General features: G+C 47.1%; 27 protein-coding genes and 1 pseudogene. 6 read left to right on the forward strand and 22 right to left on the reverse strand.

Going from position 1 to position 23,021, the window contains the following annotated elements; genetic code table 11:
• Positions 1-60 precede the first annotated feature (60 nt).
• The 8 genes and pseudogenes from EIM92_RS00490 to EIM92_RS00525 all read right to left on the reverse strand — a co-directional run.
• Complete coding sequence (locus EIM92_RS00490) at positions 61-537, reverse strand: YxiF family protein (RefSeq protein ID WP_125080995.1); 477 nt, start codon at positions 535-537, stop codon at positions 61-63.
• 5 nt (positions 538-542) lie between these two features.
• On the reverse strand, positions 543-1,853 hold the full coding sequence (locus EIM92_RS24000; protein WP_246021158.1) for an HNH/endonuclease VII fold putative polymorphic toxin: 1,311 nt from the start codon (positions 1,851-1,853) through the stop codon (positions 543-545).
• A gap of 183 nt (positions 1,854-2,036) precedes the next feature.
• Complete coding sequence (locus EIM92_RS24660) at positions 2,037-2,324, reverse strand: CbrC family protein (protein WP_125084952.1); 288 nt, start codon at positions 2,322-2,324, stop codon at positions 2,037-2,039.
• 197 nt (positions 2,325-2,521) lie between these two features.
• Entirely contained in the window at positions 2,522-2,650 is a 129-nt protein-coding gene (locus tag EIM92_RS24665; RefSeq protein ID WP_211344408.1) for a DUF2625 family protein, read from the reverse strand.
• Positions 2,651-2,682: 32 nt separating this feature from the next.
• The gene (locus EIM92_RS24670; RefSeq protein ID WP_125084953.1) at positions 2,683-2,850 is read right to left on the reverse strand and encodes a PoNe immunity protein domain-containing protein; all 168 of its coding nucleotides are present in this window, start codon (positions 2,848-2,850) and stop codon (positions 2,683-2,685) included.
• A gap of 172 nt (positions 2,851-3,022) precedes the next feature.
• Positions 3,023-3,577 (reverse strand): suppressor of fused domain protein, encoded by a 555-nt coding sequence (locus tag EIM92_RS00515; RefSeq protein WP_125080996.1) that lies wholly within the window; start codon positions 3,575-3,577, stop codon positions 3,023-3,025.
• Positions 3,578-3,600: 23 nt separating this feature from the next.
• A complete protein-coding gene (locus EIM92_RS24450) occupies positions 3,601-4,278 on the reverse strand; it encodes an HNH/ENDO VII family nuclease (RefSeq protein WP_125084954.1) in 678 nt (225 codons plus the stop codon).
• A gap of 339 nt (positions 4,279-4,617) precedes the next feature.
• Positions 4,618-5,007: pseudogene (locus tag EIM92_RS00525) on the reverse strand (DUF1910 domain-containing protein); the annotation flags it as partial.
• A 593-nt stretch (positions 5,008-5,600) separates the two neighbouring features.
• On the opposite strand from EIM92_RS00525, the gene EIM92_RS00530 reads away from it, so the two are divergent.
• The gene (locus EIM92_RS00530; protein ID WP_125080997.1) at positions 5,601-5,927 is read left to right on the forward strand and encodes a transposase; all 327 of its coding nucleotides are present in this window, start codon (positions 5,601-5,603) and stop codon (positions 5,925-5,927) included.
• A gap of 20 nt (positions 5,928-5,947) precedes the next feature.
• Positions 5,948-6,859 (forward strand): IS3 family transposase, encoded by a 912-nt coding sequence (locus tag EIM92_RS00535; RefSeq protein WP_125080998.1) that lies wholly within the window; start codon positions 5,948-5,950, stop codon positions 6,857-6,859.
• 123 nt (positions 6,860-6,982) lie between these two features.
• Here the strand turns inward: EIM92_RS00535 and EIM92_RS00540 are convergent, their stop codons facing one another.
• From EIM92_RS00540 to EIM92_RS00575, 8 genes are all read right to left on the reverse strand, one after another.
• On the reverse strand, positions 6,983-7,510 hold the full coding sequence (locus EIM92_RS00540) for an SMI1/KNR4 family protein (RefSeq protein WP_125080999.1): 528 nt from the start codon (positions 7,508-7,510) through the stop codon (positions 6,983-6,985).
• Positions 7,511-7,528: 18 nt separating this feature from the next.
• A complete protein-coding gene (locus EIM92_RS00545; RefSeq protein ID WP_125081000.1) occupies positions 7,529-10,216 on the reverse strand; it encodes a contractile injection system protein, VgrG/Pvc8 family in 2,688 nt (895 codons plus the stop codon).
• A gap of 86 nt (positions 10,217-10,302) precedes the next feature.
• Positions 10,303-10,743 carry a DUF4280 domain-containing protein gene (locus EIM92_RS00550; protein WP_125081001.1) on the reverse strand — a complete coding sequence of 147 codons (441 nt, stop codon included), beginning with the start codon at positions 10,741-10,743 and terminating at the stop codon, positions 10,303-10,305.
• 40 nt (positions 10,744-10,783) lie between these two features.
• A complete protein-coding gene (locus EIM92_RS00555) occupies positions 10,784-11,347 on the reverse strand; it encodes a serine protease (RefSeq protein ID WP_125081002.1) in 564 nt (187 codons plus the stop codon).
• Positions 11,337-12,560, reverse strand: coding sequence for a pentapeptide repeat-containing protein (locus EIM92_RS00560; protein ID WP_125081003.1), 1,224 nt, complete (start codon positions 12,558-12,560; stop codon positions 11,337-11,339). The genes EIM92_RS00555 and EIM92_RS00560 overlap by 11 nt, the downstream gene beginning before the upstream one ends.
• Positions 12,561-12,604: 44 nt before the next feature.
• The gene (locus tag EIM92_RS00565) at positions 12,605-14,032 is read right to left on the reverse strand and encodes a contractile injection system protein, VgrG/Pvc8 family (RefSeq protein WP_125081004.1); all 1,428 of its coding nucleotides are present in this window, start codon (positions 14,030-14,032) and stop codon (positions 12,605-12,607) included.
• Positions 14,029-14,703, reverse strand: a complete 675-nt coding sequence (locus tag EIM92_RS00570) for a hypothetical protein (RefSeq protein WP_125081005.1) — start codon at positions 14,701-14,703, stop codon at positions 14,029-14,031. Before EIM92_RS00570 ends, EIM92_RS00565 begins: the two co-directional genes overlap by 4 nt.
• A 268-nt stretch (positions 14,704-14,971) precedes the next feature.
• On the reverse strand, positions 14,972-16,381 hold the full coding sequence (locus EIM92_RS00575) for an MATE family efflux transporter (RefSeq protein WP_125081006.1): 1,410 nt from the start codon (positions 16,379-16,381) through the stop codon (positions 14,972-14,974).
• Between the two features lie 298 nt (positions 16,382-16,679).
• Between EIM92_RS00575 and EIM92_RS00580 the strand changes: the two genes are divergently transcribed.
• The 4 genes from EIM92_RS00580 (at position 16,680) to EIM92_RS00595 (ending at position 19,947) form a co-directional block, all read left to right on the forward strand.
• On the forward strand, positions 16,680-17,573 hold the full coding sequence (locus EIM92_RS00580) for a helix-turn-helix transcriptional regulator (protein ID WP_125081007.1): 894 nt from the start codon (positions 16,680-16,682) through the stop codon (positions 17,571-17,573).
• Positions 17,574-17,694: 121 nt separating this feature from the next.
• Positions 17,695-18,555, forward strand: coding sequence for a DegV family protein (locus EIM92_RS00585; RefSeq protein WP_125081008.1), 861 nt, complete (start codon positions 17,695-17,697; stop codon positions 18,553-18,555).
• 247 nt (positions 18,556-18,802) lie between these two features.
• A complete protein-coding gene (locus tag EIM92_RS00590) occupies positions 18,803-19,210 on the forward strand; it encodes a hypothetical protein (protein WP_125081009.1) in 408 nt (135 codons plus the stop codon).
• Between the two features lie 29 nt (positions 19,211-19,239).
• Positions 19,240-19,947 (forward strand): AIM24 family protein, encoded by a 708-nt coding sequence (locus tag EIM92_RS00595; RefSeq protein ID WP_125081010.1) that lies wholly within the window; start codon positions 19,240-19,242, stop codon positions 19,945-19,947.
• Positions 19,948-20,106: 159 nt separating this feature from the next.
• Here the strand turns inward: EIM92_RS00595 and EIM92_RS00600 are convergent, their stop codons facing one another.
• The 6 genes from EIM92_RS00600 to EIM92_RS00625 form a co-directional block, all read right to left on the reverse strand.
• Positions 20,107-20,493 carry a rhodanese-like domain-containing protein gene (locus EIM92_RS00600; RefSeq protein WP_125081011.1) on the reverse strand — a complete coding sequence of 129 codons (387 nt, stop codon included), beginning with the start codon at positions 20,491-20,493 and terminating at the stop codon, positions 20,107-20,109.
• Positions 20,494-20,519: 26 nt separating this feature from the next.
• On the reverse strand, positions 20,520-20,885 hold the full coding sequence (locus EIM92_RS00605) for a rhodanese-like domain-containing protein (protein WP_125081012.1): 366 nt from the start codon (positions 20,883-20,885) through the stop codon (positions 20,520-20,522).
• Positions 20,886-20,902: 17 nt separating this feature from the next.
• Positions 20,903-21,214: a rhodanese-like domain-containing protein gene (locus EIM92_RS00610; RefSeq protein WP_125081013.1), complete on the reverse strand. Its 312-nt coding sequence runs from the start codon at positions 21,212-21,214 to the stop codon at positions 20,903-20,905.
• Positions 21,215-21,260: 46 nt separating this feature from the next.
• Positions 21,261-21,527: a metal-sensitive transcriptional regulator gene (locus tag EIM92_RS00615; protein WP_125081014.1), complete on the reverse strand. Its 267-nt coding sequence runs from the start codon at positions 21,525-21,527 to the stop codon at positions 21,261-21,263.
• Between the two features lie 138 nt (positions 21,528-21,665).
• On the reverse strand, positions 21,666-22,460 hold the full coding sequence (locus EIM92_RS00620) for a sulfite exporter TauE/SafE family protein (RefSeq protein ID WP_125081015.1): 795 nt from the start codon (positions 22,458-22,460) through the stop codon (positions 21,666-21,668).
• A gap of 325 nt (positions 22,461-22,785) precedes the next feature.
• The gene (locus tag EIM92_RS00625) at positions 22,786-23,013 is read right to left on the reverse strand and encodes a sulfurtransferase TusA family protein (protein WP_125081016.1); all 228 of its coding nucleotides are present in this window, start codon (positions 23,011-23,013) and stop codon (positions 22,786-22,788) included.
• Positions 23,014-23,021: the final 8 nt, after the last annotated feature.

A 23,021-nucleotide genomic window follows, 5' to 3' on the forward strand; every position in this document is an offset into this window, starting at 1 on the left:
TGACCCAAATCATTTCCTAAGATTCGTTTATTTCACCTTTATTCTAATTATAAAAAATTATTAAAACCCCCATTTAATAAGTTCATAATGGTATTCTGTTCTTTCAATACATATGCCGAAAAGTAAATTTTCATCAACTAATATGAAATCTCCATAACCTTTAGAAAACCTAGTTAAATCAAGTACATTCTCCAGATTCATAAATACCTCATTAACGTTAAGTTTTACGGCCTCAATTTCATATTCTCCAAAAAAGAAAACTCTACATTCTTTATTGAATAATGCGGTCGGCATATCCAAATTTCTTAACGCTTGTATAGACATATAGATAGTTTCTTCATTGTCCCGCCCCTGAAGAATGATTGGATTGTGATGTTTTGAAAGAGTCAGGAATACTTGTCTACAAAATGATTCGTTAGCCTCTACTTCCATAAATAGATCTTTCGGTAAACTCAAAAAGGACAATTGCTTAATTAAGTTGTTTCTTCGATTCTTCCTTTTTAAGCGCTCTATTTTTTTTATTCTATCGAAATTCAATTTAATCACCTTTTCTGAGGTTTTCCTTTCTTTTTATAGCCATCAAAATCCTCCGGAGAGTGACCCGGATATTGGTTATACCTCCCTTTTTCTAATGGGTTCCCTTTTAAGTCATCAGCACCATGAAAATGGGGACCTCTCCCAAACTTATCGTCCCTATGTTCAATAATATATTTTTTCTTCCCATCAACTTCAAACTCATATACCTTTCGATTTTCACTCGTTCCATCATGAACATAAACAGGTTTTTTATGCTGGATTGAATTAGGAATTCCAGCCCTTCTTTTTGCATCTCTAAATGCTCCATTGTGGGTTAATACCTTATTAACATCCTCTGGTTTCTTAGCATTCGTCCCAGTATCCTTACTACCCCCACGCTTCCCAGAGCCACCACTACCGCCACCGCTGGTAAAGCCAAAATGGCGGTTAAGGCCAGTAGTACCCTTGCCCTTGCTCCGCCCCTTGTTCGTGGCAATGGATACCCAGGTGATCGCGGCGCGCATCTTGTCTCCGCCGATCTGCTCGATGAAGTTGCCGATGAATTCGATCCGGCCTCCGGCTTCCATTGCAGCTTCTATCGCCAGGCTGCGGGTATATTGCATGGCGACCTGCTGGCCGACGTTAGCCGATGTGCTTACAGCGTGGGCGAGCCTTGGATGACCAACCGACAGGCGCTGCATGGCATTCTTGATCTTCCCGAGCTGTTCGCCCAGCCCCAGATTGTTGCCCAGCTTCCGGGCTTTCGTCCACACCTTGCCGAGGTCCTGCCTCATCGGACTTGGCATCATACTGGCGGTCTTCTTCACCGCCTGGAAGGCATCCACCGCCCGGTCTACGCCCTTCATCAGCTTCTGACCTGCCTTAAACGTTTCGACGCCGCGCTTCACGAACTTGGCCCCGGTCGCCGCCCATCCGGCAAACGGAATGGCCGCCGCCGCGGACAATGCCGCGTTCGCGTAATCACCACGAGCCAGGTAGATACCTGCGTTCACGAGGTCAGCGATCTCCCCAAACCCCGGGATCAGCCCCGCGACATCCAGGCCGACCTGAACCACATCCAGCGCTTTTTCCCAAAAGCTCTTCTTCTTCTCAGGCGGCTCTACTTCGGATACAAAAGGCGGCTCCGGTTCCGGCTCCAGATCTTCGACGTATACCGGACTTTTCTGCAATCCCTCCAGCACAATTTCCGTACCCTGGATGTCCGTATCTCCGTCCATGACGATACTGCTGTCGCCGCACACCAGATAGATTCCAGTCTCCGCTTCGATCTTTATTTCCTTCTCCGATGCAAGCTCCAAATCCTTCTTGCTTGCCATGATTATTCCAGAGTCGCTCTGAATTAATACACCCGCCTCATCCTCCAGAACTTGAAATAATATTGGTAAACTTACTAATAAATGGTCGTCTTTAAGTGCAAGCTTTGATAATTAATCTCATTTTATGAATATTAGAAAAAAAGGCCTTGATAGAGTAATGTCACTTTATCAAGGCCGACTATATTAATAGCTTTGAGGAATTGCATTTCTTTTTGAACAATCTAAACATTCAAATACATAGATTGCAGTATAATGTCCTATATCTTCCCAAAATGCATCTACATTTTCGATTTTCCCTTTCGACAACTGTTCTAAAATACTTAATAAATAATTCAAACCGTTCCCATCATCAGATTGCTTTTCAAGATATTCTCTTTTCCATTCTCCAAGATATTTTGCGTAATCATTACAACAAATTGGCCAATCATTGTATTGTATCCATGGGACAGATGGTGTTTTTTTCCAGTTCAGCTATTTTAGCTTCATTTCCTTTTCCATGTTTCTACTCCTCTTATCAAGGTCGAGATATTACTGGATACCTAATCTTTCTCTATTAACCAGGTTGACGTTCCATAATTCTTCGATCGGAACAACCGCCCTTGCGCGATCGGATATAGCGTCCCCATCTTCTACCCAATTGTTCTAGCGGAATGATTCATAGAATTTACTTACATCCCCCAAAAAAAAGCCCAATTCAAAAAATCTGAATATTGCATATCCAGACTTTCCCACTCTAAGGTGTCAGGTGCGAGATAAAAAATTTCGCCGAGTCTGCCCTCAAAAGCCCCTCCATTCATCGCATAAAAACCACCAACTACATCATCTGCGATTAGCAATGATGATTAATCAAGAAATCTTGAATATTTTCTGTCTCAACTATTTTGGCAAGTCCTCCTATACTTACGTTAACAGTTTCAATTAATATCCCTATGGAGATCATCCAAAGGAAATCGATATAGCCAACTTCTTTCTTCCCTACATTCTCCAAATCAGTAATTGCATTTTCAAAAAAGACTCACTCCTCCTTAGAACTTCAAGTTGGAATAAGCCTTTGAAAGTTAATAAGCGTATTTATCAATTTGTTTAGTGTTTGATTTGTTGGGTGTATTGTACGATCCTGTTACAACAATGTAAATACTGTAGCCCCTCGTTGTTAACATTCATGTAATCTATAGTCGAGCTAAGTTAGGTCTATTAGTACTATAAATATTATATTCTTCTTTATGCCAAAATTCTTTAATTCCTATTCTTTTTAACAAATCCACTTCTTCCTTGTATATAGGATACATTCCAACCAATTGGATTGTTTTATCAGGCAATTTAATTGATGTATCGTCTTTTTCAAGAATTGAAGTTGCAAAGGTAAAGAATCCAGTCATCTCTGATTCCTTTGCTATTGGAGTATCCAAGGTAAATATGTCGCCATAAGAAAATCCCTTTAAGCCTCTAAATTCAGCAGCAAAATAGGCAACGGCTAATCCCCAACTCTCGTCTTGCGTTTCAAGACTCAAAATTAGTTCTGGTTTAGCACTTTTCCATTCATCAAATTCACCTTCTGAAAGGCCATATGTTACTACTGTTAACATACCTTCTTCAGGCAAATCATAGTAAAAAAATACATGCACTGGGGAACTTCCATCCGATGGATCTATTTTTTTTATTACGTCTTCTTCACCAAATAGTTCTTCAAGCTTACCAATATAAAGCTCAGCACTTGTCTTCATATACTACCTTCCCTTCATGCATCTTATGGTCCTTTATAATCATCTGAGTGATCTTCATCCTTGTGGCTCCTATTGGAACTTGGCTTTTCTGGCCGAAAATGATCAGGATTATTGTGCTCATCTAAAAATTGTTTTCTTGAAATTCCACGTTCTTGGGCACTTTTTCTATGTTTTCTAAATTCGAAGCCCGGTTTATGTCCCATATCCCACGACTCTTTAGGATCAATTATATCACCAGTTAATGGATCTTTTACATTACCATCAGCATCTTTAGCATTTTCCCAAGTTTTTTCTTTGACTCCCTTTCTGAACTTGGAAGGCCGGCTATAAATATCCTTCGGTTCACGTGTACGTTTTGGTCCCTCACTTTTTAAAATTGTTGCTTGAGTCCCCCCAGCCTTACGCTGCCCACCAGAGCCACTTCCACCGCTACCACTGCTAAATCCAAGATTACGGTTGAGATTTGTGCCCTTGCTCCGCCCCTTGTTCGTGGCGATGGATACCCAGGTGATTGCGGCGCGCATCTTGTCTCCGCCGATCTGCTCGATGAAGTTGCCGATGAATTCGATCCGGCCTCCGGCTTCCATTGCAGCTTCTATCGCTAGGCTGCGGGTATATTGCATGGCGACCTGCTGGCCGACGTTAGCCGATGTGCTTACAGCGTGGGCGAGCCTTGGATGGCCGACCGACAGGCGCTGCATGGCATTCTTGATCTTCCCGAGCTGTTCAGCGGTTATTAACAAAATAACAAGCAGTTGCTGGATGCCGCTGCTTGTTATTTGATACTCTTAATTATAATGGTTTAAGATTTAATGGGTCTGTCAATAGTTTTGTGTAAACTCAATTAGAGTAACCCTTCCGAGGGGGGCGGACTGCCATTTTTAACGCAAATAGTTACTGACACAATCCGGGAAGAAGACTGAAAACTGAAGTAGCATTTGCCCCCAATTCTGGACACGACCCGTCCTTCGCTTTCACTTCATGCTTCTCGTAGCCTAAGTGCGTATCAAGTTCAGCTTCCAGCATCTTCTGTATGGTCTCTGCTTCTCGACTAGCCTGCCTAATCTTTCAATGTTTCTCTTATCTGTTTCTATTAATATTCCTAAGGAAATCATCCAAAGAAGATCAATATAACCAACTTCATCCCTTCCCACATTCTCCAAATCAGTAATTGCATTTTCAAAATCTGCTTTTATTGTTTCAATGTTGTTTCCTAAAGAGTATTTTGCCCTAATGTTCTCCATCTCATATAGAAAGTTACTTAAGTATCTTCCCTCAATAATACTATGATTATCATTAGGATTTCTTTGAATACCATTTTTAATTTCCTCTTTTAAACTGTTAATATCCTCCCTCTTTTCTTCAATAAATTCGATATTTAATCCAATTCCTTCTCTCAATTCATCTTCATTACATAAATGATCTCGCAGCATATTTCAATCCTCCTTACTCTTATTAAGGCCTCAGTTTCATTAGCCACTTACTACAATTACTAGTTCCTATTGTTCATATACAAATCATCGATGTCTTAACTCTATATATCCTCTATCGTTTCCTGAAATCGGAATACGATTTTATTATTTAAGGGTCGTTCCCCATAGATAATAGAATAAAAAAAGTCAAACACTCTCAAGCTATTTATCATTTTATCAATTGAAAAATTAGGCTTCAGTCAATAAAAAATTCCAATTTCCCCATATACTTTATCGGACATTCTTTTCCATCTCATAAGTTAGGATTGCGGAAAACTCAAAATTAAAAGCGACCATCTATTTAATCTAGATGACCGCCCAATGAAACCTTAATCATATTTGTTTTAATGGTGTTAGGGAAATCAATTAATAAAATGGGAGAATTAATAAAACAACAAAGCCTTGACCGAGTAACGTATGTACCATCAATCAAGGCATGTTAAAAAAGTTATTATTCACTTTAATAATTTAAATTTCTATTTAGCCCCCAAATGAACTTGGACAGTACACCCCTTATTCCGATAGAATGAAATCAGTCGGAGGGGAACGCAATGGAAAGAAAACGGTATGATCTGAACTTCAAGAAAAAGGTTGTATCCAAGGGGCATGAAATCGGCAATATGACGGCAGTAGCCAGGCAGCATGATCTTGATCCGAAGATGGTGCTGCGCTGGGCAAGAGAATTGAAACGCAAGGATCTTGACGAATTGGATGGCGATGCTTTGAAGCATGCTTCATTCGTTCCTACAGCCTCAGATTATGCAGCCTTGGAGAAGGAGCACGAGAAGCTCAAGAAGCTCTATGCAGAGCAGGCGCTAGAGAGGGAAATCCTCCGTGACCTGTTAAAAAAAACGAACCCACACTTGCGGATAAAATAGAAATTTCGCAGAAATACATCATGCAGGGCTATTCAATCAGCCTTGTGCTGCGCATTCTGGAAGTGGAGCGTTCCACATATTATGCACATGTGAATCGCCCGAATCAGCAAACTGAGCGAATCCTCAGGAACGGTCGCTCCGCGCCTGGTTACTCATATACGCAAGACAACAAGCGAATTAGCGATGAGCAAATCTGTGAGTGGATCATGGAGCTGTTGGCCGATGAGTACACGTCTGTCTACGGATACCGCAAGCTGACAAAGATGCTGAGGCGCCAGCACCACCTTGTGATTAACAAGAAGAAAGTCTATCGGCTGTGCAAGAAAATGAATGTGCTTCGCCCTCAGCGGAAGCTCAAGGCCAAGCATCCGAAACGACTCGCAAATAACAAAGTCATTACCGCTTCCAATCAACTGTGGGAAACGGATATTAAGTATGGTTGGCTCGAAGGTGAACAGCGCTTTTTCTTCCTGATGAGCATCATCGATGTGTTCGACCGAGCAATTGTTGCTTATCATCATGGCTTGTCCTGCGAGGCTAAGGATCTGGTTCAAATCACGCAGGAGGCACTAATGAAGCGCCAGCTCTTTGACAAGGCGAATCGACCAATTATTCGATCGGATAACGGTCCACAGTTCATTAGCCATCGGTTTGCGGAGGCTTGTGAACAGTTTGGAATTATCCACGAACGAATACCGCCTAAGACGCCGAATAAGAACGCCCACATCGAGTCTTTTCACTCGATCCTTGAATCGGAATGTTACCAGCGCCACGATTTTGAGAGCTACCAACAGGCATATAAGATCGTTAGCGGTTTTATCTACAATTACAATCGCAATCGCATCCATGGAAGCATATATGATATGTCGCCGTACGAATACATGGAAGCAGTCCGGCAAGGCAATGTAAGACCCAAGGAAATCAACGTGTAAGGCATGATCGTCATCAGATGAAAAACTATGAAACATCGAGCGATTCTATGCAATCATTCGAATAAGAGGTGCTGTGTCCAATATTAGGGGGTTAACCCGATTTGTTAAAACTCTAATTTTCATTTAACCATTTAAGTCCTTAAAGTACTTTAGTTCTTCTCTATTATAATCTATCATAGACAAGAAAAATTCTTTAAAATTATCAAATCTATCTATCTCCTCTCCTGCAAACCAAATTACTTGTCCAGGATTAGAAGAATTTAATTTGGTTATTACAAATAAGTCCTTATCAATTTTTGTCACTGCAATCGGCAAAAGTTCATCTCTCGGAACTCCACATTCAAATATTACCGAATCTTCTATTGCATTAAGTATATTTACTGCATAATCCATATCAGAAGAAGAAACAAGCTCATTTGTACCAAATAAATCGACAGATTGATAAAAAGATTTCCACCCATTTGCATATTTCAAGAATTCTTTATATTCCGAATCTAAATGATATCCAAGGTGTTGCTCGGTTTTTATTAGAAGTTCTTCAGAGGCAGCAACTTCTGGTAAATGGTATTCCCACAAGCCCTCTTCATCATACTTTTCCATATCTTGTTTAACTAAAATCATTATTGCTATTGTTTCAATCCAATTCATTATTCTACCTCCCTGTTAAATTTATTTCCGTCTCTTCTTATTCTCTTTCTTTTTTTGTTCCTTTGCGTTATCAACTTCTTCTAGAATAAATTCTGTTGGTTTATAACCTACAGGGTATCCATTAGCCTGTCCACCAATACTTGTATTGATCTTTGGATCTAAATCTAGCCACTCAAAAGGCTCTGGATTATTTGTCCAGGTTGTATCAGGCACGTGACCTGGGTGTCCTTGATATGGGTTACCATTTTTTTCTGCCCGTTGTTTTTCTTTTTTTGCAGCACGAGAAGCTTCCTGCCTTAGTTTCCCTTTAGTAGAAACTCTACCTGTTTCTGATATATACCCCTCTTTTAAAGCTCTATTACATCCTTCTACATACTTTTGTGCTTGCGCTTTTTGATCAGGTGTAGCATTTTTTGATACTTTAACTATAACTGGACCTGACGCTTCATTAACGTCTCCAGCATTCCCCCTACCCCCACGCTTCCCAGAGCCACCACTACCGCCACCGCTGGTAAAGCCAAAATGGCGGTTAAGGCCAGTAGTAGCCTTGCCCTTGCTCCGCCCCTTGTTCGTGGCGATGGATACCCAGGTGATTGCGGCGCGCATCTTGTCTCCGCCGATCTGCTCGATGAAGTTGCCGATGAATTCGATCCGGCCTCCGGCTTCCATTGCAGCTTCTATCGCCAGGCTGCGGGTATATTGCATGGCGACCTGCTGGCCGACGTTAGCCGATGTGCTTACAGCGTGGGCGAGCCTTGGATGGCCAACCGACAGGCGCTGCATGGCATTCTTGATCTTCCCGAGCTGTTCGCCCAGCCCCAGATTGTTGCCCAGCTTCCGGGCTTTCGTCCACACCTTGCCGAGGTCCTGCCTCATCGGACTTGGCATCATACTGGCGGTCTTCTTCACCGCCTGGAAGGCATCCACCGCCCGGTCTACGCCCTTCATCAGCTTCTGACCTGCCTTAAACGTTTCGACGCCGCGCTTCACGAACTTGGCCCCGGTCGCCGCCCATCCGGCAAACGGAATGGCCGCCGCCGCGGACAATGCCGCGTTCGCGTAATCACCACGAGCCAGGTAGATACCTGCGTTCACGAGGTCAGCGATCTCCCCAAGCCCCGGGATCAGCCCCGCGACATCCAGGCCGACCTGAACCACATCCAGCGCTTTTTCCCAAAAGCTCTTCTTCTTCTCAGGCGGCTCTACTTCGGATACAAAAGGCGGCTCCGGTTCCGGCTCCAGATCTTCGACGTATACCGGACTTTTCTGCAATCCCTCCAGCACAATTTCCGTACCCTGGATGTCCGTATCTCCGTCCATGACAATACTGCTGTCGCCGCACACCAGATAGATTCCAGTCTCCGCTTCGATCTTTATTTCCTTCTCCGATGCAAGCTCCAAATCCTTCTTGCTTGCCATGATTACTCCAGAGTCGCTCTGAATTAATACACCCGCCTCATCCTCCAAAGAGATGAACAGGCTTCCTTCCGTAGCGGTGAGCGTTAGTTCGCTGCCCCCGAACTTCATTTCTTTGCCGTAGTTGGTTCCCCAGTACTTCATGCTGGGATCTTCCATCTTCGGCGAAGGCTGGCCTCCTCGGCGGATCGAGCTCATGGCGATCGCTTCTTCCTCCCGCGGGCTTGGAAAATACACCTGCACCGAATCTCCCTGCTGCGGCATGCAGTAGAAACCGCTATTGCCCTCGGCGGTGTAGATCGAAAAATAGGGCAGCCAGCTTGCCTCCTCCTTTGCCTGCTTCCCGTCCACATCCATATGGACGCGTACTTGATCCTTCTGGACGTCGATAATTTTCCCTTCCAGCGAGGCTCCCGCCAGCGGTGTATTGAGAATTTTGTTCTGCCGGATGCCTCTCTCCGGGCTAAGTATGTATTGATGCCGCAGCTCTCCTCCTGTAAATTGCGTGATCGCAGAGAAGATAACTAGCTCCTGTCCCGCGAATTCCAGAATATCGCCTAGTGGATACCAGTTCACCAGGTCGACCGCGTAGCGGGTAAAATCATATGGATGCAAATCCGCAGCTCCATCACCGCGCGCCTCTTCCAGAGCGCTTAAATCACGCTGAATCGTATAAGGGGTATCTTCCGGCAGCGGATGAAACCGGCCCACAGGGAGCCCCATCCACAGCTTGGGAGATGCCGCCGCAGTTTCCGCAATGACGACAGCCCCGAATCGTGAAGCTACCCTTTTCAGAAACTGCCAGTCGGTCTCTTTATACTGCAGCGTAAATTGCCCAATACGCTGATGGCTCATAGCATTATCGATAAAATCCGATCCCGGGTAAGCCGCTAGAACCGACTCCACCAGTTCGCTGCATTTCATCTCCCGATTCTGGTAAGAACGGGTTCTGACTTCAACGTCCATCAGGGCCGAGTAGGAAACAGCTGTCAACTCGACATAGTAAATGCCCCGAACAACGCGAACCGCGATCGTGTCCAGAATCCCCTGGAACAGAGTACGCTTTGTCTTTCCCTGCTCATCCGTCTCTTCCAACGCAATTGGGTCCTGACTTCTAGCCTCTTGAATATAACGATCCTTATCTTCCTCCGGCACAATCCCGGTTAACCACAGCTTGGCGTGCTCACCTACGTTCCGCTCTAGTCGCAGCTCACTGATCTGTTGTATGCGGTAAGGCCACACGAGCCGCACTTGGCCATATCCTGCTGCTGCCTGTGTCGACTCTGCTTGCACATCATTACCTCCTGTCTGTCGCTAAATGATTAGTACAGCTGGTATTCAATTTCAAAAATAAACCCGTTTCCCTCTTCGTCCCTGCCTCACCCCACCGATGTTCCATCGAGCTCCTGGCCATCGTCCTCAATCTGAATGAGTCCACCGTGGATGCAAAAGGTCGTGCAGTTGCTAAGCAACGCTGGCTCCCCTTCAATCAAAACATCTTCCTTGCCCCCAGCCCATTTCTCCAGAATAACGGGAACGCAAGGCGCTTTCTGTAAGCCTTCGATATCCATTTCCCCGTTCTGAACTGCCGGATTCAGCATGCTGAAGCAGTTGCCAAACGGGATGATATTCACCATAGGCTCAGAATCCGCAACATTCATTTGCGCCTTCTCCTTCAAATGCACGCCATGACACAGCGGTGTCTTCAGCCGATTCAATTGCGTACCACAGCTGCAGCTTAAGATCGCTCCGGCCACGACATAGCTTTTCTGCTCTCCTCCGTCAGTTTCATTGGTGGAATATGCACCGACAACTTCCATCTTCTAACTCCTCCTCGCTCATTCGCCCTAATTTATTTGCTCAACTACCGTAAGTAGCTTCACTGCTTCCAGTCGCCGCCCGTTCGACGCGCGTTAGCCGGATTCCGTCAAAGTCTCTGCGCAGTATGCTTTCCGCCAGCGCCAGATGAACCAAAATCTGTGTCTCCGCAATACCAGCCACTTGGAACAGCATCCATGGATTCTGCTGATCCACCTCTACCACGAGACGGCGAAGCGCCCCATCCGGCCGAAACTCACTCTCCGCAGACAAGCAATCAACCCGTGGAGGGATCATCAGCCAGTACGTCTGGCTATGCTTGCGCCGAAGATCCAGCAAGCGAACCGCGAAGAACTTCATTTGTGGACAGAACTTCTCGACTAATAGCTTCAGCCGGGTCGATAACAAAGGCAGAGGATACTCCAAATAATCCGGGTATTGCACCCGTTCTGCCTCCTGGATCGTAAAATTCAAATGGGCCTCCTGAAGCGCATGACAGCCTTTCTCCGTCAGCATTTCTTTGGTGATCTCCGCAAAAACGCCCACAGGAACAGCCGGGTTATACACACGCTCATCCAGGCTCAGCTTGTACAAATCAAGCTCCATCGAGATTCACCTCTCCCTCGGCTTCCGTGAAATAAGTAAGCAAAGCTCGCCGCGCAGCCAAAGTACTGGAAACGGCAATGCTCTCGTCGATGAGCGCTCCCTCCAGAATGGCACCGGTAAAATCGGCATCCTTCAATACCGCATTCGTAAAATCAGCGCCCTGAACATTGGCCCCAATGAAGCTCGCCCCAGTCAGATTCGCGCCGATAAACCGGGCTCCGCGCAGATTCGCCCCCGTGAAATCGGCATCGGATAAATCCGCCCCGGCAAAATTCACACCAATAAACCCGGGAATTTCCCAATCCTCCATGCCTGCCGTGCCGCTCATCCCTTCCACGAGTCTGAAATCCGCCCCTTGCAGCCCGCAATGCTCGAAGCTGGCTTCATGCAAGTAGGACCCAACAAAATTCGTGCCTGCAAGCAGGCATCTCTCAAAACGCGTGCCGACCAGCATGCATTCCGCCAGCTGGCTGTCCTTCAACTGCGTATCCTCGAACCGTGCGTAGCGAAAATCCAATTCGCTGTAATCCCCGCCAGTCAAATCCAGCTTGCGGTATACTTCGTAAGCGCATTCACACTCTTTGGCCGCCTCGAGCCATTCCCTCACCTCTGCGCTGTCCAAATCCCGCTCGTCCAGCTTATAGACGATTTCGCTGTGGTCCAAATACTCGCCTACGCGGATTTCAACCACCGCCTCCTTATCGAGCTGGAAGAATTCTTCCAGCCGTACGGCTTCGGGCATCGCCTGGCGGATCAAAGCGACGACATAGCCATGAACATAGGCGGCTTCATGCCGCATTTCCCGCTCCACATCCATCTCGCTAATCTGTCCCGCATATTCCCGCCGTCTGGACATGACCGCTTCCTTCCACTTCTCCAGCGGCAGATAAGCCCATTTGGCTTCATAACCGCATCTGACGGGCTGGGGGTCCATAAACCAGTTCTCATCCTGCGCTTCCCCTAGATACATCATCTTTCCGCTTTGCATTGCTGTCCGCAGCATCGAATAGGTCATATAACCGATCCGTCCCTTCTTCCCCGCAGCCTGAAGCTCCAGCAGCTGCCGGCACCAGGCCCGAAACGAAGCGATGAACTCCCCGATCAGCTCCAGACGCCAGCCTTGATAAGTCTGTTCCAACTGCTCGAGCATGATCTGCCGCTGCGGACGAATCACCTCGTCGCGAAAATGAGCCAGCGCACCTTCATTCCTCATCTTGATCGCTCCTTTCTTGTCCTTCCTGAACTGGGGAACCAGGATTAGTTCGTCTTCAGCTCCAGTCCCGAGATCACCGTGCGGTCGTCCATTTCGATGGTGCTCGTCTCTTGGCTCGTCAGCGTAATTTTCTCCTTGGCCGAAATCGTAATATTCTGCTCGGCATTCATCAGAATGTCCTCCTTCGCAACCAGCTTGATTTCCTTGCTGCTGGATATTTCAATGCCGCCGCTCTCGCTTAGACGGATAAATATCTCGCCATCCTTCCCTGTGATCACCACTTCCTCCGGCGTCATCATCAGCTCCTTGCCAGCGGCTGTCCGGAAATATTTATGATCGGGGTTGCCCAGCTTGTTCGTCTCACCTTCGTCGGAATTTTGCCGCACCGAGCTGCTGGCCACGCCCTCCTCCTCCCGGTTGCCGGGAAAATAGACGCGCACATGGTCGCCGACCTCAGGCATGCAATACCAGCCGCTGTTCCCCTCGGCCGTATATACCGAAGCATACGGAAAGCAATGTGCATCGTTAGCCTGCTGGGTATTGTCAATGGCGAGGTGAACTTTGACCGTGTCCTTCTGCACAGCAATGACTTGGCCCTGAATCGAAACGCCAATAATTTGATCATTGTAAAAAGGATTCGGCCGCAGTCCCTCCCGGGAGCTTAATATATAGCGGTGAGTCAGCTGACCTTGCTTCATTTCCGTCCAAGCCTCGATGACATACAGCAAGGAGCCTTTGAACTGTACGTTGTCCCCAAGCTGGAACACCCGCTCCGACTCTACCTCGTAATAGATATAGTCGTTCTCCAAGACTTTGGCGCTCGTATTCTGCGTCGTATGGCGATACGGGTCCATTCGCTTCATCATTTGATAGTGGCTTTCCTGAATAACCCCTTTGATGCTGCCATCCGGCAAGCCGAAGAAGAACTTAGGCTCGTCAAAGACGACCGAAGGAATCAGCACGGTGCGCAGCCGCGAGGCCAGCCGGGTCAGGAACTGCCAATCCGTCTCCAGGTACTGCATCGTGAACCGCCCGATCGCCCCGCCTCCGGTAGCCTCGTCGATAATGTCAATGCCCCGGTAAGGCGTTTTGACCACATTCAGCAGGTCGGGATACGTAATGTTTTTGTTCTGGAAGGAACGACTTCTTTTTTTCACATCCAGCTCAAAGGTATGCGACACCGCTTCGACTTCCAAATGGTATACGCCCCGGACGGCCTTTACGGCAATGTTCCGCACAATACCGCAAAACAGCGGGGACAATGTGCCCTGCTCGTTGCGCTGGCTGATCTTGACGGTGGTTCTGGCATCGCACATGAGCACATAGCTGTCCTTTATCTCCTCAGACACGATGCCCGTAAATTTCAAACAAGCGTGATCATTCACTTTCTTCACAATTGTCAGCTCCAGCAAATTCACCAGTTCAAACGGGCTGACCACCAGATTGTCATAAGTAAGCGCGGACTCCGTCATGCCTCAGCACCTCCCGGTCTCGATCCCCGAAGCTCTGCCGAGACTTCTTCATCCGATAGGCGCAGGGATGCCATCATACTCTTAGCAATCGGCCTCCAATCATTCATCTCTTGATCCAGACAGTTGAAGGTACACATAAGCGCTCGCCCCTCAAGGGACATGAAAAACATGAAGTTATAAATGCTCCCATTCATCACCGGGGTGACGAACTCGCAATATCCGACAGTTGCCTCAGGCGACTGAACGGTGCCGTCTTCGTACCATTTGAGTATTTTTTGCGTTCGGCGGAGAATCTGCGTAATACCCTGTGTGAATTCTCCAATCTCCTTGTCGCGCACCGGAGTTGCAGTATGGTTGAAGGCGACATTAATCGTGCTAAGCGCGTTGGTGTAGATCAGCTGGGGCCTGCGCTCCGACGGATACTTCAATGCTGCCATTTGCGGGGTCATCGGCTTGAACATGCTGGGCATTACCAAAGACAACTGATCCTCGAACAAAGAGTACCGCTGAAAAGACAGCGTCTCCCGCCCCACCTGCACAAACGGCTGATCCAGCCTCACCTCGACAAAATCCTGCCACGTCATCCCGACCGCCGCATTCTCCTGCGTCTGCTGCGCTTGCTGGCTTTGCCTTTGCAGCATGGCGATCATCGTTTCATCCAAATGCTTCACAAATCTTCGCTCCTTCCGAGATTGAAAAATTTTGAGACTTTCTATTGTTATCGGAAGAAATAGCTATTTATTTCAATATTTTACCTATAAAAAATATGAAAATTTCCTTCAACATTAAAAGGTCTCAGTCCGATGAAGCTTAGGACTGAGACCTTTGGTTTTGTCGATCTGATAGATTTAGGTTGCAGCTGACTGCCGAGGCTTCTCCCGTGCAATAAACCAGATCAATGCAAAATTGAAATCATGTACAAGACGGCTGCCTTATCGCTTAAGCTTCCGCGCATGCGGATGGATTCCGCAGCACTCCTTCTGGAGCCAAGCCCCCTTGGAGCTCCGCCTCTTTTCTCCGCAAGAACTTCCGATCCCGCCAGCGGATATAGCAGAAAATGCCTCGAATATATTCATCCGCGATCATGCAGCCATAGATGGCCGCAATTCCCCAGCCCAGCGAAATTCCAAAAACATAGGAAAGGCCGGTGGCTACGATCCACATCACCGTCAATGAGACAAACATCGTATATCGTGTATCTCCCACGGCATTCAGTGCGTTTCCCAGTGTCATATTGAGCACCTTGGCCGGCTGCAGTGCGAGATTAAGCCATAGCAGCGATCCGCAAATAAGCAATATTCCTTCATCCTGCGTAAACAAGCCCAGAATTTTCTTGCCGAATAGAACCAGCAGCCACGTATTGATAATAACTAAAGGAAGGCCCGCTCCCAGAGATCGGTATACCGCCTTGTACGCCTCTTTGGTTCGACCTGCTCCATAGAGATGCGCAATTTGAATCTGGACGGCAAGCGCGAGCGAGAACCCCAGCAGGAAGCAGAAGGTTTCCAGCGTGCTCATATATGTCCGCGCTGCCAGCTCCATGGAGCCAAGCGTAGCAATGAAAGAGTAAATGACGAGCTGCGAGAATACCCAGCTGCCGGAGTTGACCCCAAGCGGCCAGCCGATGACAAGTACTTCCTTGAACAGTTTGCGGTCGAATAAGGATATATCACGAATCCCGATTCTGCGTTCGAAGGCGCCTAAGAAAATTACCAGCAGCATGATCGTCGCCAGCAGACGGCTGGTGACGGTGGAAATCGCCACCCCGGTCAAGCCGAGCTGCGGAAATCCAAGCTCTCCAAATATAAAACCATAGTTCATGATAATATGGATGATGTTCATCGTTACCGCGATATACATTGGCCCTTTCGTATTGCCGGTGTTGCGGATCGCCGTGCCCAGCGCAGCCATGAGCGCGGTCAGGATCATTCCTCCGCCGACGATTGAAATGTAAGTCACGGCGAGCGGCATCAGCCCCTCAGGCAGCTGCAGCATCCTAGCGATTGGGCCCGGAACGGCAATGAGCAGCAGGCTGAGCCCGAGGCCAATAATGGCGGTTACTTTCAGTGAGATAACAGCGACTGTCCGCGCTTCTTCTTCCCGCCGTGAGCCTAGCTTCTGGGCGATGACGATTCCGGCACCGCTCGCCACCGTGGCAAACAGCGTTGTCAATGCATTGAAGAGCTGGTTAGAGAAACCGACGACGGCCACGGCGTCATCCGAGATGCGACTCACCATTAACGTATCGACGGCCCCCAGTAGAAATTGCAGGAACATTTCGATAAAGATCGGCCAAGCCAGTATCCAAAGCCCGAATTTATCTTTCTCTCTACTCCTATTATTTTTCATTATTACAACCTCCAGTATGACCGAGAAGATATCAACCATCCGTATATTAACTTGTAAAAGCTGCTATAAAAGTCCCATTTTCCATCTACGATCAAGTTATTCTTCAATTGTTGCGGGCTTTCATTATATATAGTTCTACAAGGAATAATTCAGATGCGAAGACAAAAAACTCATTCCTTAGGGCTAACATTGAGCATGAGTCACATTATAGATGGTATATTGGATGGGATGTATCACTCAACCAACTGAATCTTTAAATATTCAAACCTGAATTTATATGTATTAGGAGGTAATTCGCATGTCTGTCATTCAATTTACAGTTCCTCCCATGCCCCATTATATTGCCAGCGGCTTAACCCTGCTGAGCGCTGGCCAAAAGCACCCTAGCCGGCAAAACATCGACGTATTCGACCTCCTTGTCGTGATGAAGGGCTGCCTGTACATGGGTGAGGAAGAACGGAGCTATGAGGTCAGCGAGGGACATGCTCTCATTTTGCGGCCGGACAGCTATCATTATGCGACAGCGGATTGCAAGGAAGATACGCTTTATCATTGGCTTCACTTTCAAACAGCCTCCAGCTGGTCGATGGAGGCGGAGAGATGTGACGAGCATTTCTGCATGGGTGATGACCGTCCGGGATATATGCCGGCCTCTGCCTTTTCAACATGGACATTCAGTGTGCCCATTCCCCAGTTTACGAAGGTTGTGCAGCCCCAGAAGCTGAACGATACCCTTACGGAGTTGACTGATCTCAACCGCAGACTGCATATATCCGGCGCCAGGCTGCGTCAGCAGACGTTGTTCCAGGAGGTGATTTCTCTCTTATCCGCTTCCTTGGGGAAAAATGGTCCATCTCCGCAATCACTCTGTGCAGAGCGTGCGGCCTCTTACTTACGAGAGCACTACAAAGAGCCATTTTCAGCCAAAAAGCTAGGTGAAAGCATTAACTTCCACCCGGTCTATATCGCCCGCTGCATGCAGAAAGTGTTCAACTGCTCGCCTGCCGCTTACTTGCAGCGTTACCGGATTGAACAGTCAAAGCTGCTGCTCTTGCAGAGCAATTATACGGTGGAGCGGATTGCCGAGGAGGTTGGCTTCAACCATGCCGCCTATTTTACCGCCAGCTTTACTAAGATTGAAGGGCTGTCCCCACGAAAATATCGCCAGCGTTTCGCATGGATCAATCAATAATTATGAGATGCGACAAAAGTTGACACGTTTTTTTTGCTATAGCAGTCTATCTCTACTATAATTTAATTAGGTCTAGAGCTATCATATCTAATGACCAAAACCTATTACTGGGGGAAATGCGTTGACACAAGTTAAAATATTCGCGGACAGTATTTCTGACGTACCGGATTCTTGGATCGAACAGCATGATATCGGTATCGTTCCGCTGTATGTCGTGTTCGGTGAGAGCGCTTATAAGGACAAGCTTGAAATCACTACAACCGACATCTATCGCAGGGTAGACGAGTATGATGAGCTGCCTCGAACGGCGGCACCATCTCCGGCCGATTTTATCGCAGCCTTCGCGCCCTGCATTGAACAAGGACAGGACATTGTATTCATCAGCATGTCGTCCAAACTTTCATCCACTTATCAAAACGCACTGATCGCCGCGGAAGAGTTCCCGGCAGGCCGCATCCGAGTTGTCGACTCGATGCATGTATCCGGCTGTATCGCTCTTCTTGTCCTTAAAGCGGCCCTGGCTGCCAAAGACGGAGCCAACGCACAAAAAATCGTCGAGCTCCTAGAGGAATGGCGAGAGCGCGTCGAAATGGAAGTGCTGGTGGACAGTCTTGATTACTTACACAAGGGCGGCCGCGTATCCAGTGTCAAGCATATGATTGGCAGCCTGCTTAAAATCCGGCCTGTGCTGAAGATTAAGGATGGCCTTGTCATTTCCACCGATAAATATAGAGGTAAAACAGAGAAGGCTGTTGAGCGAATGCTACAGCATTTCATCGACAATTTTCCAAAGATTGATAAAGATCTAGTCATTGTGGCTCAGACGCTAGCGGAGAAAGCGGCAGATTATATTAGAACGACGCTTCTGGAGCAGACGGATGCAAAAGAAGTTGCCATCATTGAAGGCGGCTGCGCAATCTCCTGTCACTGTGGCCCGCGTACGGTAGCCATCATGTATATGCGCAAGGTTGCCCAGGCTTAACTACCCGTCTATGTTTGATAACTTGAAGCACTTTGAGGCTACCTTTAAGCCTTCAACGAGCTGACTTGAATAGACCGTCTTTTTCTCGGGTTGGTTGGATAACTCCGGCAAAAGCGGTCTTTTTGCTAAAATAGCGCTTGGTAGTAGTAAAGCCGACACTGCATATGGAAACTTCCCGAGCAAATACTACGTAATATCTAATGATAAGAACTCATATTTCACACATGACATCGGGGGTGAAGTGAGAATGAAGCAAAGAATGATTCGTATTGTCTCAATTATTTTTACAGCGATGCTCGTAATTGGATTCCTGGGCGCTCCACGTGCAGGTGCAGGGTATATTGATGATTTTCTCAAGGGTGTTAAGGTGTTGTCAGAACTTCCCAATGAAGTAAACGAAATTAAAGAGAACTATCAGGTCACCTTGGACAGGCTGGAGGAAGCGCAAGGAACACTGGAAGCCTACCGTCAGCAGAACGAGGAGCTTATGGCAAGCAACAAGGAGCTGGCGGCCACCGTATCCGCTTTAACCGAAGCACAGGAGATCCGGGAAGCCAATGCCCGCAAAACCAGGATCATGATAATAACAGGCGTCGCACTGCTGGCCGGCTATTTCATTCTCCTTCGCGTTATCCGTTTCGTGCTCCGTAAATAATCCCTATAGCCACGAGGGAGGATGATCATTTGGATATCGAATATAATAACGAATCTGCCCTGCTGAGTGGACAAGCTGTAACTTTTAAGCTCGACCCTGGGGAGATCGCTCACGTGCTGCATCCCGGGCAGATTATCGCCTTCCGCGGATCCGGCGGCCATCGAAGCGATAAGCTGATGAATATACAAGGAATGTATCGTAAACGTAAATTGATCCGTGCGGATATTCAGGGTCCCTGCCAGTTTGTCGCCTCCCTTCCTCCATCGATTACAATGAACACGATCAGGTTTACGGACGGGAGCGATCTGCTGTATGACTTCAAGCATTTATTCTTTTATACCGAAGGCGTAGAAATGGAGACTCGCATCCTCAGCATGAAGAATATGATGATTACGCGCGATGCGATCAAAATGAAGTTCTCCGGGAGAGGCTTCATCGGCATTTTAACCCAGGGCCAGGTGCTTGAGATGCCGCTTGATCCTGAGGAGCCAATCTATGTGGAGGCGGGAAGCGTCATTGCCTATCCCGAGAATGCCAAGCTGGAGCTGTCCGTCTATGGCAATCACCTCGCCAGCCAGCATATGCGCTACCAATGGAAGATGACCGGGCATGGACATGTTCTCATCCAGGCCGGCTCTGGCAACCGCGAGCTGGAGCGTGATCTGCAGAGCGGTGACGGTGTCGTGAAACGCTTTTTGCGCGAGGTGATCCCATTTGGCGGAGTATTTATTAAGTAGTGCGTCGCTCCAACCATAAGAAAGCTGTTATTGGTGGTGGGGTGTGTACTTGGTAGATGCGCACAAAAAGCCGGACGGAAATACATCGCGTTTTTTCCATCCGGCTTTCTTTTAGGGCCTTATTAGACAACCCTCTTCGTATTTTATTTTTTACAATGCCTACTTTGTAATCTTCCCTCTCCAAGCGCTGATCCCGCCCGTAAGATGAGCTAATTTGCTATAACCACTCTTGCTAAGGATGCGCGCCGCATTTTTGCTGCGCATTCCGCTCTGACAGTAGAGCAGCAGCTCCATATCCTGCGGAATCTCGCTAATCCGGCCTTGCAGCTGTGATAATGGTATATTCTTCGCTCCAGGAATATGTCCCCTCTTATACTCGCCGGTTTCCCGAACATCGATCACTACGCAGTCTTTAGAGCTCTGCATCTCATTTCTAAACTGCTCGTCCCGCAGCAATCTCAAGCCTGGGGCAGGCCGTACGCGAGTATATGCAAACCAAACAATCAATAATATGATTAAAATATAAATAAGTGTACTTGTCTCCATACTGGTTAACCACACTCCATCAGTTCTTAAGCGCAATATTGTCCACGAACCGCGTAAATTTGCCGGAAGCCCCGGCTTTTTAGCAGTCGCGCCGCCCTTTTACTCTTTATGATGCTATCAGAGAGAATAAGAACAGGCTCACTTGGGGACAATTCATTTCTCCACACAAAGGGAAGTCGTCCAATGGAAATGTTGATAGCCCCCTGTACATGACACTCCCGGTAGAACACCTCGTCCCGAACATCGAGCATCTTCGTCTGCTGCGGAAGCTCCGAGATGTCGTTCAAAATGCTCGCATCGACATAGGCAAGCCCTTGGACAGGCAGTAGATTACGGATCAACCAGATCAGCAAATATCCTAGGCCCGCTAATATTAGAGCAATGAACCACATGAATTGTTATCCTCCAGTTAGACTAATTCGTCTTCCCAGGCCAGCAATCCGCCCGTCATATTTACGACATTAAAGCCTTTTTCCTGCAGTAATTCGCAGGCTAGTCCACTGCGGTTGCCGCTGCGGCATATTACAACCAACTCCTCCTCAGCGTTCAATTCGCTCAATCTTTCCAGAATCTGCCCAAGCGGAATATGCTTCGCGCCGTGCAGATGGCCCTCTGCCCATTCCTCCGGCTCCCGAACGTCCAGCATCATGACCTGCTCGCCTTTTCTCAGACGTTCAGCTAACGCTTGCGGTGTAATTTCTTTATTTACTTTTCCAGCCAAAATGATCTCACTCCCTTATAAATTGTCTTACCGTGCAAAATCCGATTTAGCGGCTCTTTACCAGCAGCTCGATCGCTTCCTGTACGACTTTATGGGTATCTCCGCCTGAGGATTGCTCCTCCAAGATACATTGCTGCAAATTTTCGGCGACGATTTGGGCAATAGCCCGGTCGGAAGCATTACGCACAGCTGACAATTGGCTTACGACTTCCTTGCAGGATTTACCTTCATCCATTAAGCGGAGAACTCCTCGAACCTGTCCTTCTATCCTTTTCAGGCGTCTTTTTAGATCATCGTTATAATTGTATTCCACATGAATTCACTCCATTTCATTGCACTTAACCTATACTCCTAAGGGTATATTATTCGAAAACATCGGCTCACGCAATCTTCCATCGCAGCTGATTGATGACCTTCGCCCGATAATGAAATGAACTGAAAATTTCTTTGCTTACAGTATCGACATCCAAACCTTAATCGCGGTCAATGTGATTAGAACAATAAGGCCATAACGCAAATATTTAACATTCATTCTAGCGCTAAGCCATGTACCCAACGGAGCACCTAGCAGACTGCCAACCACAGTGTACAACGTCGCCTCCCACGGGATATCCGCTGTTGTTAATTTACCAGCCACCCCGCCGATCGCAGAAACAAACACAATCGCCAAAGATGTAGCAATCGTAATTCGGGTAGGAAGCTTCATGACCGTTAGCATCACCGGAATTAGAACAAATGCGCCGCCAGCACCGACAATTCCTGATACGATCCCAACCAGAAACGAGATCATAACGGCAAAAGTTCGATTAAAGCTGATTTCCTGACCGGCCAGCCCTTCCTCCTTAGCCTTGCTCGGAAGCAGCATTAGGACTACCGCAACAATGGCGACAACCCCATAAATAATGTTAATGATATTACCGTCAAGGTATCCCGAAACAAGGCCTCCGGCAAGGCTGCCGAACAAAATCCCTGATCCCATGTAGATAACAAGCTTCTTATGAATTACAGCTGCGTGTTCCTTGCCATTTTTGAGATATGACAGTACGCCAGCTAGAGAAGCAAAGAATACCTGAAACATACTAATTGACGAGACTTCCTGTGCGGTAAAATTAGCGACTCCAAATGCAGATGGGACGAACAGCAATAAGGGAAAAGAAACAATCGCTCCGCCTATTCCTAGCAGCCCTGAGAAGAAGGAACCAATCAATCCGAGCAATAACATGATGATAAATAACAGAATATTCACAGTCCCTCCTTTCCAACCATTTACGTAAGCTGTCATCCAAATATTTTATCTGTACGAATCAAAAATAAAAAGCTATACTTAATACCAAGTAAACCTATAAGAGATTGGTGATGAAATATGTTAAATGCGCTTCGTACCTTGTTAGCCGATCGCTGCCCACAATGCAAGGAACCTATGAAAGCTCTGCACAACAGTCTGCACGTCATAAAAACTTGCCCCCAAGGCCATTATAAAGAGGAGATTTACAGCAGCCTCGGCGTACGCATTATCTATGATTTGAAATAAGCGAACAAAGCGGTTCGGGCTGTGTTCGCTTATTTGGTTGTTAATTTTTCTTTACTAGAAAAGTGTAGATGCCGTCTTTCTCAGAGTGCTTTAGCAGTTCATGGTTTGTCTGCTTGACCCATGCTTGAAAATCATTCAGAGAACCTTTATCCGTGGAGACGACCTCCATAATTTCACCAGGCTGCAATTCATCTAACGCCTTCTTCGCCTTCACGATCGGCATCGGGCACATTAATCCTGTGGTATCGACTTTTTTGTTGCTTTCCATTTGTTCAT

Origin of the sequence: Paenibacillus lentus, assembly GCF_003931855.1 — a bacterium.
Taxonomy (GTDB): Bacteria; Bacillota; Bacilli; order Paenibacillales; family Paenibacillaceae; genus Fontibacillus; species Fontibacillus lentus.

What these genes read in the sequence shown, in the direction of transcription:
- EIM92_RS24000 (WP_246021158.1), bottom strand. Translation starts at nt 1,853, where the DNA reads ATGGCAAGCAAGAAGGATTTGGAGCTTGCATCGGAGAAGGAAATAAAG.
- EIM92_RS24665 (WP_211344408.1), bottom strand. Translation starts at nt 2,650, where the DNA reads ATGAATGGAGGGGCTTTTGAGGGCAGACTCGGCGAAATTTTTTATCTC.
- EIM92_RS00515 (WP_125080996.1), bottom strand. Translation starts at nt 3,577, where the DNA reads ATGAAGACAAGTGCTGAGCTTTATATTGGTAAGCTTGAAGAACTATTT.
- EIM92_RS24450 (WP_125084954.1), bottom strand. Translation starts at nt 4,278, where the DNA reads ATGCAGCGCCTGTCGGTCGGCCATCCAAGGCTCGCCCACGCTGTAAGC.
- EIM92_RS00530 (WP_125080997.1), top strand. Translation starts at nt 5,601, where the DNA reads ATGGAAAGAAAACGGTATGATCTGAACTTCAAGAAAAAGGTTGTATCC.
- EIM92_RS00535 (WP_125080998.1), top strand. Translation starts at nt 5,948, where the DNA reads ATGCAGGGCTATTCAATCAGCCTTGTGCTGCGCATTCTGGAAGTGGAG.
- EIM92_RS00550 (WP_125081001.1), bottom strand. Translation starts at nt 10,743, where the DNA reads ATGGAAGTTGTCGGTGCATATTCCACCAATGAAACTGACGGAGGAGAG.
- EIM92_RS00555 (WP_125081002.1), bottom strand. Translation starts at nt 11,347, where the DNA reads ATGGAGCTTGATTTGTACAAGCTGAGCCTGGATGAGCGTGTGTATAAC.
- EIM92_RS00560 (WP_125081003.1), bottom strand. Translation starts at nt 12,560, where the DNA reads ATGAGGAATGAAGGTGCGCTGGCTCATTTTCGCGACGAGGTGATTCGT.
- EIM92_RS00565 (WP_125081004.1), bottom strand. Translation starts at nt 14,032, where the DNA reads ATGACGGAGTCCGCGCTTACTTATGACAATCTGGTGGTCAGCCCGTTT.
- EIM92_RS00575 (WP_125081006.1), bottom strand. Translation starts at nt 16,381, where the DNA reads ATGAAAAATAATAGGAGTAGAGAGAAAGATAAATTCGGGCTTTGGATA.
- EIM92_RS00580 (WP_125081007.1), top strand. Translation starts at nt 16,680, where the DNA reads ATGTCTGTCATTCAATTTACAGTTCCTCCCATGCCCCATTATATTGCC.
- EIM92_RS00590 (WP_125081009.1), top strand. Translation starts at nt 18,803, where the DNA reads ATGAAGCAAAGAATGATTCGTATTGTCTCAATTATTTTTACAGCGATG.
- EIM92_RS00600 (WP_125081011.1), bottom strand. Translation starts at nt 20,493, where the DNA reads ATGGAGACAAGTACACTTATTTATATTTTAATCATATTATTGATTGTT.
- EIM92_RS00605 (WP_125081012.1), bottom strand. Translation starts at nt 20,885, where the DNA reads ATGTGGTTCATTGCTCTAATATTAGCGGGCCTAGGATATTTGCTGATC.
- EIM92_RS00625 (WP_125081016.1), bottom strand. Translation starts at nt 23,013, where the DNA reads ATGGAAAGCAACAAAAAAGTCGATACCACAGGATTAATGTGCCCGATG.